Annotated in this window: 7 protein-coding genes; 1 reads left to right on the plus strand and 6 read right to left on the minus strand. The window is 73.3% G+C overall.

The genetic code is table 11. The annotated features are described in order from the left end of the window. Positions 1-10: 10 nt before the first annotated feature. Both AB0H82_RS00070 and AB0H82_RS00075 read right to left on the minus strand, forming a co-directional pair. Positions 11-820, minus strand: coding sequence for an ABC transporter ATP-binding protein (locus AB0H82_RS00070; protein ID WP_362987057.1), 810 nt, complete (start codon positions 818-820; stop codon positions 11-13). After that, complete coding sequence (locus tag AB0H82_RS00075) at positions 813-1,727, minus strand: ABC transporter permease (protein ID WP_362987059.1); 915 nt, start codon at positions 1,725-1,727, stop codon at positions 813-815. The genes AB0H82_RS00070 and AB0H82_RS00075 overlap by 8 nt, the downstream gene beginning before the upstream one ends. Positions 1,728-1,864: 137 nt before the next feature. Between AB0H82_RS00075 and AB0H82_RS00080 the strand changes: the two genes are divergently transcribed. Then, on the plus strand, positions 1,865-2,485 hold the full coding sequence (locus tag AB0H82_RS00080) for a TetR/AcrR family transcriptional regulator (RefSeq protein WP_362987061.1): 621 nt from the start codon (positions 1,865-1,867) through the stop codon (positions 2,483-2,485). A 36-nt stretch (positions 2,486-2,521) separates the two neighbouring features. Here the strand turns inward: AB0H82_RS00080 and galE are convergent, their stop codons facing one another. The 4 genes from galE to AB0H82_RS00100 all read right to left on the minus strand — a co-directional run bounded on the left by galE (position 2,522) and on the right by AB0H82_RS00100 (position 10,337). Then, complete coding sequence (gene galE / locus AB0H82_RS00085; protein ID WP_362987063.1) at positions 2,522-3,505, minus strand: UDP-glucose 4-epimerase GalE; 984 nt, start codon at positions 3,503-3,505, stop codon at positions 2,522-2,524. Positions 3,506-3,579: 74 nt separating this feature from the next. Then, a complete protein-coding gene (locus AB0H82_RS00090; protein ID WP_362987683.1) occupies positions 3,580-5,241 on the minus strand; it encodes a glycosyltransferase family A protein in 1,662 nt (553 codons plus the stop codon). Between the two features lie 36 nt (positions 5,242-5,277). After that, a complete protein-coding gene (locus tag AB0H82_RS00095) occupies positions 5,278-6,852 on the minus strand; it encodes a hypothetical protein (RefSeq protein WP_362987066.1) in 1,575 nt (524 codons plus the stop codon). Further along, positions 6,849-10,337 (minus strand): CDP-glycerol glycerophosphotransferase family protein, encoded by a 3,489-nt coding sequence (locus tag AB0H82_RS00100; protein ID WP_362987068.1) that lies wholly within the window; start codon positions 10,335-10,337, stop codon positions 6,849-6,851. The genes AB0H82_RS00095 and AB0H82_RS00100 overlap by 4 nt, the downstream gene beginning before the upstream one ends. Positions 10,338-10,381: the final 44 nt, after the last annotated feature.

Genomic DNA, 10,381 nt, shown 5'->3' on the forward strand with positions numbered 1-10,381 from the left:
GCCCCGGAGGTCACCCCTTGCCGGAGCCCTTGCCGCCGCCCGTGAACCGCTCGTACTCCTTCATCACGTCCTCCGTGGGACCGTCCATCCGCAGCTCGCCGCGCTCCAGCCACAGCACGCGGTCGCAGGTGTCGCGGATCGACTTGTTGTTGTGGCTGACCAGGAAGACCGTGCCCGCGCGCTTGCGCAGCTCGCGGATGCGGGCCTCGGAGCGCTTCTGGAAGGAGCGGTCACCGGTGGCGAGGGCCTCGTCGATCAGGAGAACGTCATGGTCCTTGGCGGAGCCGATGGAGAACCGCAGCCGGGCGGCCATGCCTGACGAATACGTCCGCATGGGCAGGGTGATGAAGTCGCCCTTCTCGTTGATCCCGGAGAAGTCGACGATCTCCTGGTAGCGCTCCTTGACCTGCTCGCGGGACATGCCCATCGCGAGGCCCCCGAGGTGGACGTTGCGCTCGCCGGTCAGGTCGTTCATCAGGGCGGCGTTGACGCCGAGCAGCGAGGGCTGGCCGTCGGTGAAGATGCGCCCGCGCTCGACGGGAAGCAGCCCCGCGACGGCCTTGAGCAGCGTGGACTTGCCCGACCCGTTCGTGCCGATGAGGCCGATGGCCTCGCCCTTGTACGCGGTGAACGACACGTTCCTGACGGCGTGCACCGTGCGTACGCCGCCGGAGCCGCCCCGCTTCAGGATGCGCCCGAGCGCGGCGGTCGCGGCCCCGCGCCCGGCCGTGCCACCCGCGCCGTGCACGCGGTAGACGATGTCGACGGCGTCGACGATCACGGTGGGGGCGCCGGCGCCCCCGGTTCCTGTCTCAGCCACGGCCGTACGTCTCCTCTGCCTTCCAGAAGTAGATGAACCCGCCGACCCCGGCGAGCAGCGCCCACCCCAGGGCCCACGCCCAGACGTGGTGCGGGAGCTGGTCCGCGTGGAAGGAGTCGATGAGCGCGAACCGCATCAGGTCGATGTAGACGGCGGCCGGATTGGCCTCCAGGACGGTCTGCACGACGCGCGGCAGGTCCCGGTCCTTGAGGACGGCGTCGATGCTCCACATCACCCCGGACGCGTACATCCAGGTGCGCAGCACGAACGGCATCAGCTGCGCGATGTCCGGCGTCCTGCTGCCGAGCCGCGCCATGACGAGCGCCAGGCCGGTGTTGAACGTGAACTGCAGTGCGAGCACCGGCACCACGAGCAGCCAGGACGCGGTGGGCGGGACGCCGAAGCAGAGCAGGATCACGAGCAGCGCGCCCATGGAGAACAGCAACTGCTGGAGCTGTTGCAGGCAGTACGAGATGGGCAGCGAGGCGCGCGGGAAGTGCAGGGCGCGGACGAGGCCGAGGCTGCCGGAGATCGCGCGGGTGCCCGCCATCACCGACGCCTGCGTGAAGGTGAACACGAAGACCCCGGTGACGAGGAACGGCACGTAGTCCTCGACGTCGCGCTTGGTGTTCATCAGCACGCCGAAGATGAAGTAGTAGACCGCCGCGTTCAGGAGCGGGGTCATCACCTGCCAGAGCTGGCCGAGCTTGGCCTGGCTGTACTGGGCCGTCAGCTTGGCGGTCGCGAAGGCGGTGATGAAGTGCCGGCGCTGCCACAGCTGCCGGACGTAGGCGGGCAGGGAGGGCCGGGCGCCGCTGACGCTCAGGCCGTACCGGTCGGCCAGTTCGGCCGGGGAGAGGGGGGCCGCCGTGGCGGCCGGCGGGGGTGCGTCGAGGACCTGGCTCACGTCCGTCGCTTTCGCTCGGGGGAGGCTGGGGCGCGCGTCGGGTACGTCGGGACGGACCCGTATCGTCGCAACGTCGAGAGTAGGGCGGCGGGACGTCGGAACGCAACCGTATCGTCGTAACGCTCTATGCTTGCCGCATGACCACGAGCAGGCCACAGGGTGAACAGCCGCGCCGCAGGGCGCCCGCCGGGGCGGCCGTGCTCCGCGAGGACGTGACCGAGGCCATCCGGACGGCCGTCTTCGAGGAACTGGCCTCCGTCGGCTACGCCCGCATGTCGATCGAGGGCATCGCGCGCCGGGCGGGCGTCGGCAAGACCGCCGTCTACCGCCGCTGGCGCTCCAAGCTGCACCTGGTCCTCGACCTGGTGTCGGCCATAGCGGTACAGGGCCTGCCCGCCCCCGACACGGGCTCCCTGGAAGGCGACCTGCGACTCCTCTACGAGGTGACCTCGCGAGCCCTGCGCCACCCCGTCGCCTCGCAGATCATCCCCGACCTCCAGGCCGAGGCGGCCCGCAACCCGGACATCGCCGAGGCCTTGCAGAAGGCACTGCGAGAGGGTCAGCACGGCGTGGCGAGCGGCATCGTGCGGGCAGCCGTGGCCCGTGGCGAAATCCGCGGGACCGCCGACGAGGACCTGGCACTGGACCTGATCTCCGGCCCGCTCTACTGGCGTTCGGTGGTGGTCCGGGCAGACCTCCCCAAGGGCTACCTGGCGACCCTGGCGTCGGCTACGGCGGCGGGGCTGCGGGCGCTCTGAGGGTGCCCGCGAGGGGGACGGCCCCCGCCGGGGTGACTAGTTCCGCCCGGCCCCCGGATGCAGCCGTACCCACCCCTCCCAAGCCGACGCGACCATCTCGCGGACGTCGCGCTTCGCCGACCAGCCGAGTTCCGTGGCGATGCGGTGTGCGGAGGCGACCACCCGGGCCGGGTCGCCGGGGCGGCGGGAGGTCACCACAGCCGGGGTGTCGTACCCCGTGACCTCGTTGATCAGGTCCGTCATCTCGCGGACCGAGACACCCTCGCCGCGCCCGACATTCAGAACGAGGTCCGTGCCGGGCGCGGACGACGCGACCCTGCGAGCAGCCGCGACATGGGCCTCGGCGATGTCGACGACGTGGATGTAGTCGCGTACGCACGTGCCGTCGGGGGTGGGGTAGTCCGCCCCGAAGACGCGGGGCGCCTCGCCGTCGGTGAGCTTCTCGAAGACCATCGGGACGAGGTTGAAGACGCCGGTGTCGGCGAGCTCGGGAGCCGCCGCGCCCGCCACGTTGAAGTAGCGCAGGGACGCCGTCGCCAGGCCGTGCGCGCGACCCGCCGCGCGGACCAGCCACTCGCCCGCCAGCTTCGTCTCGCCGTACGGGCTCATCGGCAGGCACGGCGTCTCCTCGGTGACGAGGTCGACGTCGGGCATGCCGTACACCGAGGCGGAGGAGGAGAAGACGAAGTGGGCGACGCCCGACGCAACCGCCGCGTCCAGGAGGGCGCGCAGGCCCTCCACGTTCTCGCGGTAGTAGTGCAGCGGGCGCTCGACGGACTCGCCGACCTGCTTCTTGCCCGCCAGGTGCACAATGCCGGTGACCCCGTGCTCCGCGAAGGCGCGGGTGAGCAGCTCGCCGTCGAGGACCGAGCCGACCACCAGCGGCACCCCGTCGGGGACGCGCTCGGCGATGCCGGTGGACAGGTCGTCGTAGACCACGGCCCGCTCGCCCGCCTCCGTCATGGCGCGGACGACGTGCGCCCCGATGTATCCGGCGCCGCCGGTGATCAGCCAGGTCATGGTCGTCTTGTCCCGTCTTGTCGCGAGTGTGATGCGTGGAGGTGCAGTGTCGCAGAGGCGGTGTACGAGGCGTGTCAGCGGCCTCCGGAGCCCCTCAAGGAGCGCGCCAGCCGCCCCAGGCGCCGCTTCGCCACCCCCGCGACGCCCCGCACCCCGGGCGCGAGCCGCACCGACAGGTTCCCCGCCTGCGTGGCGTACGGCTGGACGAGCAGCACCCCGCGCCGCCGGCTCGGCACCACCGTGCGGCGCAGCAGTCCGGGCCCGGCGACGGCGTGCGCGGTCGTGTCGCGCGTCGTCCCGTCGTCGAAGTGGAGCCGCAGGCGCACGTCCCACACACCGTCGTCCAGCGAGCCGAGGTCCAGCAGGACCGTGGCGTCCCACGTCCCGTCGGGCCGCTCCTGACCGAACGCCGCCGTCCGGCGCAGCCCGGGCCGCCCGTCGTGCCGGTGGACCAGCTCGACGTCGACCGTGGCGGGACCCGCGCCGGCCACGCGCCCGTACAGCTCGTGCAGCCGCAGCGTGAGCCGTGACCCGCCCGCGCCGGGCCGCAGCTCGCCGTCGACCGCGACGGGCAGCAGGCGCAGGGGGCGTACGAGCAGGTGTTCCAGGGTGACCTGGGGCAGATCGGCCGCCCAGACCGGCGTGCCGTCGGCCGCCCTCGGGTACGGCGGCGCGAGCCGCGCCGGGCGCGCCGCCACCTGCTTGAGGCGGGTCAGGTCGCGCGGCTGTTCGGAGGCGAGGAGCACGCGGGCGATGACGCGGCCCGGCGCGGGCGCCGCTTCGAGGTCGGCGGCGTCGAACGTCGCCAGGTAGGCGCGCGTGAGGGTCCACCACTCGCGCTGGTACTCCGTGCCGCGCGCGGTGAGTTCACGCGTGTACATGCGCAGGCCGTGGTCGACGAACTTGGCGCGGGCCGCCCGCGCGAGCCGCTTGCCGCCGGTGCCGCGCGCGTCCCGCAGGATCTCCACGGACTGGCGGTGCGCCTCCATGCGGGCCTGCCAGTTGGCGATCCCGGAGCGGTCCAGGGAGATCGACAGCTTGGCGGCGGCGCGCCGCACGTGCCACACGTAGACCGTGTCGGGGACGAGCGCGATGCGCGGCGCGGCGGCGAGCATCCGTGCGGTGAAGACGAAGTCCTCGTAGATGAAGCGGCCTTCGGGGAAGCGGATGCCGTGCTCGCGCAGGAACGCGGTGCGGTAGAGCTTGTTGACGCAGAGCGTGTCGTGGACCAGGCGGGTGCGCAGCTCGGGGCGGGCGACGAGCCGGGCCCGGGTGTAGAGCTCGGGCTGCCAGGGGACCTCGCGCCCGGAGGGCAGCTCGCGGCGCACGCACAGCCCCGACGCGACCTCCGCGCCGTGCTTCAGCGAGGCGGCGAGCAGCGCGTCGGCCGCGCCGGGCGGCAGCACGTCGTCGCTGTCGAGGAACATCACGTAGGGCGCGGCGGCGGCGTCGATCCCGTCGTTGCGGGGGGTGCCGCAGCCGCCGCTGTTGGTCTCGCGGCGGACGACCCGCACGCGCCCGTCGGCGGCGGCGAGCGCGGCAAGGACCTCACCGCTGCCGTCCGTCGAGCAGTCGTCGACCGCGATCACCTCGCGGACGACGGGGCCCTGGGCCAGCGCGGAGCGCACCGCGTCCGCGACGTGGGCCGCGTCGTTGTAGCCGATCACGACGACCGAGACGAGGGAGGCGGAGGGGTTAGTGGCAGGGGTGTTCTGGGCAGTCGGGTGAGGCAGGATGCGGTCCACAGGGGAAATGTTAGGCGTTTCTCGTAATTATCCGATTAGGGGGCTATTCGCGGGTGCCGCGCCGCCCCGGGGTGATTGCCCCGCCCCGCCGACCCGCGCGAGCACCTCACCGGTGCGCGGACCCCAGCTGACCACCACCGCCTCGGGCGGCACGCGTTGGCCGGGCGAGAGCAGCAGCCACCGCACCTGGTAGCGGCGGACGATCGCGGTGCGCTCGGCGCGCGTGGACTCCGGGGACAGATAGGCGCGCACGGCCGCCAGGCGCCGGTTGCGCACGTCCTCGTCGAGTGAGGCGTCCGGCCAGGCGGGGGCGACGAGGTTGGCGCCGTAGCCGGGCACGGAGCGGGTGGGGCGGTAGCCGTCGGTCAGGACGACGTCGCCCTTGCGCAGGTGGCCGACCGCCCACCCGTAGCCGGGCCAGCGCGGCGGCTGGTCGAAGCCGACCGGGTCCAGGGCGCGCGGCACGACGGCGCCCGCCTGGATCTGGAAGAAGCCGACGCAGGCGCCGAGGGCCGCGGCCCCGACGAGCGCGCCGCGCCGCCACCCCCAGGGGCGGGGTGCCACGAGCTCGATGGCCAGGGCGAACTGGAGGGGCACCAGGGTCAGACCGAGGATGCGGCCGTACGTGTAGTGGCCGCTGATCCAGCCGTACGCGACGACCGCGCAGTCCAGGGCGAACATGAGGACCAGGGGGTCCCTGCGGTCCCTGCGGAAGCGGAGCCACAGGGCGGGCAGGCCGAGCAGCGCCAGCCAGAAGCGCTGGGGCATCTCCGTGTAGAGCTGGCGGTGGATCCAGTCGACGGACGCGTCGCCGACGAGGGAGAAGACGCTGTAGTACGGCCAGACCGCCGCGACGGCCGCCGCGGTCACGGCGGTCGCCGCCCAGCGCGACGCCCGGTGCCACACCGTGCGGCCCGACGCGGCGAACGCGGCGACGCCGATCACCGCCGCCACCGACGAGATGGGGTGGATGAGCAGGATCAGCCCGCACAGGACGCCGAGCCCCGCGTACGGCCACCAGGAGCGCCCCGCGCGGTGGACGAGGGTGCCCGCCCAGGCCCACGCCCAGAACGCCAGGCCGATCGCGAACGTCGACGGGTAGCCGAGGTTCCCCGTCATCGACATCAGGCCCAGATAGCCGCTCCACCACGCCATCCGCGTGCCCCACAGCAGCACCATCGCGAACAGCGCGAGAACCGGCGCCCACGGGCGGGGCGTCAGGACGCGGACGAAGCGGCCGATGCCGGTGAGCAGGACGAGGAGGTTCAGCGGGCCCGCGAGCTTGACGACCTCCCAGCCCGCGAGCCCGGTGGCCCTGGCGAACGCGCCCTGCGCGACGGCGTACGGCGAGTAGTACGCGCTGCCGCGGCCCGGCAGGTCCGCCATCGGGTGCGCCGGGTGCAGCAGGTTGTCCTTCAGGCGCTCGACGACGGCCGCGTGCTGCCCGAAGTCGCAGCACATCGGGACCCGCCAGAACGCCAGCGACATCACCAGCCAGAACAGCCCGCCGACGACGACATAGGGGCTGGGGCGACGGCGCCGGCCGCCGCCGAGCGCCGTCGCGCCGTGGCAGGCCCTGCGGGTCAGCAGCGCCCCGCTCACCGCATGAGCCTCTCCGCGACACGGGCCGCGGCCCGCCCGTCGTCCAGGTCGCAGTAGGCCTCGCGGAACGCCGCGTACGCCTCCGCGTGCCGGGCCGAGATCGCGTCCAGGTCGCGCAGCGCCTCGACGACCTCACCGGTGGAGGCGAGCAGCGGGCCCGGGGCGCTGGTCTCGAAGTCGAGGTAGAAGCCGCGCACCGTGTCGCGGTAGTGCTCCAGGTCGTACGCGTGGAACAGCATCGGGCGGCCGGTGTGCGCGAAGTCGAACATCAGTGAGGAGTAGTCCGTCACCAGCACGTCGGCGAGCAGCAGGAGTTCGGCGGCCCGCGGGTGCGCGGACACGTCGCGTACGAAGGGGGCGCGGGCGCCCGGCAGCCGGCCCGCCGTCAGCGGGTGCTTGCGGACGAGCAGGACGTGGTCGTCGCCGAGCACGGACTCGGCGGCGCGGAAGTCCAGGGCGGGCTCGTAGCGGAACCGGCCCGGGGAGTACGCGAGATGGTCCCGGTACGTCGGCGCGTACAGCACGACCCGCTTGTCCGGGGCGATGCCGAGCTCCCGGCGGACCCGCTCGGCGACCTTCCGCCGGTCGTCGTCGAACAGCACGTCGTTGCGGGGCGAGCCCGCCTCCAGGATCTCGCCGTCGTAGGCCAGGGCGCGGCCCAGGTGCGGGGTGGAGAACCGGTTCGGCGAGACGAGCACGTCCCACTGGCGGGACAGCTTCGGCAGGGCGTCGAGATGGCCGTGGTCGGCGTAGAGGGTGTCGGTCAGGTCGGTGCCGATGCGCTTGAGCGGGGCGCCGTTCCAGGTCTGGACGACGGTCTGGCCCTGCCGCCGCTCGAAGAAGTCCGGCAGGTGGCCCGCGGTGACGATGCGGCGGCAGCGGGCCAGCGCCTCGTACCAGTCGGCGCTGTGCTCCTCGACGCCCTTGGCGCCGGCCGGGACGCGGGTCTGCTGGTCGTGCGTGACCCACAGGTGCTCGACGTCGGCGCCGCGCCGCACCAGCTCCTCGTGGACGGCGCGCGGCGAGTCCCCGTCGAAGTACAGGACGGCGTCGGTGAGCGGCAGCCTGCGGCGGCTCGGGTAGTGGACGGTGCGGAGCCTGTGCCGCCGGTACGCGCCGCGTTCGGACCGTGAGAGGACCGAGCCCGCCTCGATGAGCAGCCGGTCGCCGAACCGCCGGTCGACGGTGAACTCCCGCCCCTGGGCGGTGTGGTGGAGGGGCAGCGTGACGCCCGCGGACGCGAGCAGCCGCACCGGCACCCCGTCCTCGGCCCCGGTGCCGGTTTCTGTGCCGTCGCGCAGGAACGCGTACCACCGGCCCTCGCGCAGCACCCCGCCGCCCGGCGCGACCACCGCACGGAAGCGGTCGCCGTCCAGCTCGGCCGGGACCGTCAGCTCCTCGTCGCGGCCGCTGTGCCGCAGGACCAGCTCGGGCTCGTGCCGGCCGCCCCCGGCCAGGGAGCCCTCCACGGTCAGCGTGTCGTCCGGGCCCCATGCGACGCGGTCGGCGATCGGCCGGCGCGTCAGTTCGACGACGAGGCGGCCCTGGTCGTTGGCGGTGGCGCACAGCTCGCGGCCCGCGGGGGAGGCGTACCGGCCGGGGGGCAGGTCGAGGGCGGCGGCCACGGGCTTCAGGGTGCCGTCGGGCAGGACGAGGCCCGCCTGCCAGCGCTCGCCGTGCGGCGGCTCGACCTCCTTGGGCGCCAGGTGCGGGGTGGGCGGCACGCCGTCCAGGTCGGCGAGCCGGACGCGCACTTCGAAGCGGTCGCCGGTGACGCGCACCGGACAGTCGAACTCCGTCTGCGTGTGCGCGTGGGTGAGGCGGAGCGAGGCGGGCCGCGCACCTTCCGGCAGGGTGCCCGTCAGGACCACGTCGTCCCCGTCGCGGCGGTGGGCGTCCACGCGCGCCGCGTACTCCTGGATCCGCAGCACGAGCCGGCCCTTGCTGAAGCCGAGGACGAGCCGCAGCCCGTCGCCGAGATCCCGCGCCAGGGACTGCGCGGACGCCCCGTCCGAGGACCGCACGGCCGCCCGCCGTACCGTGCCGTGGCCCGCGACGACCACGCCGAACAGCCAGTTCCCCGGCCGCCAGCGACCGCCGGTCCGCAGCTGTTCGGGGTCGACGGTCATCTCGAAGCCGGACAGGTCGTAGCAGTGCAGCCGCTGCCGGGACTTCTCGGTGGCCTCCGGCGCGGTGACCGTCCGCGTCGGCACGCGGCGGACCTGGCGCCTGCTGTGCGCGGACTTGAGCAGGCCCGCCTTCACGGAGTGCCCGGGACGGGTCGCCTCCAGGTTGCGGACGTACGCGTAGCCGCTGATCCGCAGCTTCCCCTCGGCGTCCCACCGCGCCTCGCTCACCCGGGCCACGACGGGGAGTTCGCCCCGGCCGAGGCGCGCCACCTTGTCGGGCAGCGGGCCGACCCCGGGGTACACGGCGCTGCGCCGCACCTTCCCGCGCACGTGGAAGGCCGAGCCGTTGGCCCGCTCGAAGGCGAGCAGCTCGATGAGCTCGGCGGTGCGCGCCTCGCGGACGAGCTGCCACTTGACGCGCAGGTCGACGGGGAGCCCGGCGAGCACGTCCGGGTCGGCGCGGCGCAGGAACGCGGCCGTGTCCGTGAGGAACGCCGAGCGGTACTCGGGGCCGCCCATCGGCAGCCCCTCCAGGAAGTACACGAAGTCGTCGCGCAGGCAGGACGCGTCGTACGTCTTCTTCATCTCCGGCGCGTGCCGGGCCAGGAACGCGCTGACGTGCGCGCACGCCGCGATCCGGTCGCGGACGCCCTTGACGTCGGTGCGGCGCCGGGTGATGGAGCCCTCGCGGACCCGCCAGTAGTAGACGTGGTCGCTGAGCACGTCCACGGATCCGGCGAGGAAGTGCGCCGGGATCATCACGGGGGTGTCCTCGTAGAGCTTGCCCTCGGGGAAGGTGAAGCGGTGCCGGTCCCAGAAAGCGCGGCGGAACACCTTGTTCCAGGCCACGCGGTCGGAGAGCAGGTCCAGGTCCTCGGAGATGTGGGTGCTCGCGCGCGCCTCGGTCAGCCACTTGTACTGCCAGGCCTGCGAGCGGCCGCGCTCGGTGAGCCGCCAGACGTTGCCGCTCGCGAAGTCGGAGCCGGTGGCGTCGAGGCTCGCGATCATCCGTCCGTACGCGTCGTGCGGCACGACGTCGTCACTGTCGACGAAGGTGAGGAACTCGGCCGTGGGGGACGCCTTGCGCACCCCGGTGTTGCGGGCGGCGCTCAGTCCCGCGTTGCGCTGGCGGACGTAGACGAAGCGGGGGTCCTTCGCGGCGAACTCGCGGGCGATGCGGGGGCTGCCGTCCGTCGAACCGTCGTCGACGAGGATGCACTCCAGACCGCCGCGCGCCTCGGGACCGCCCAGCAGGCCGGGGCCGTCCATGGTCTGCCCGGCGATCGACTCCAGGCACTCCTCCAGAAACTCCTCGACGTTGTAGATGGGTACGACGACGCTGAGACGGGGCTGCACGCGAACCGGCCTTTCGGTGGGGATAACGGCATATTCGTCCCCTT

Origin of the sequence: Streptomyces sp. NPDC050732, from assembly GCF_040654255.1 — a bacterium.
In the GTDB taxonomy this organism is placed as follows: Bacteria; Actinomycetota; Actinomycetes; order Streptomycetales; family Streptomycetaceae; genus Streptomyces.

Excerpts from the sequence above, each read along its gene's own strand:
- galE (WP_362987063.1), bottom strand. The coding sequence starts at position 3,505 with ATGACCTGGCTGATCACCGGCGGCGCCGGATACATCGGGGCGCACGTC.
- AB0H82_RS00080 (WP_362987061.1), top strand. The coding sequence starts at position 1,865 with ATGACCACGAGCAGGCCACAGGGTGAACAGCCGCGCCGCAGGGCGCCC.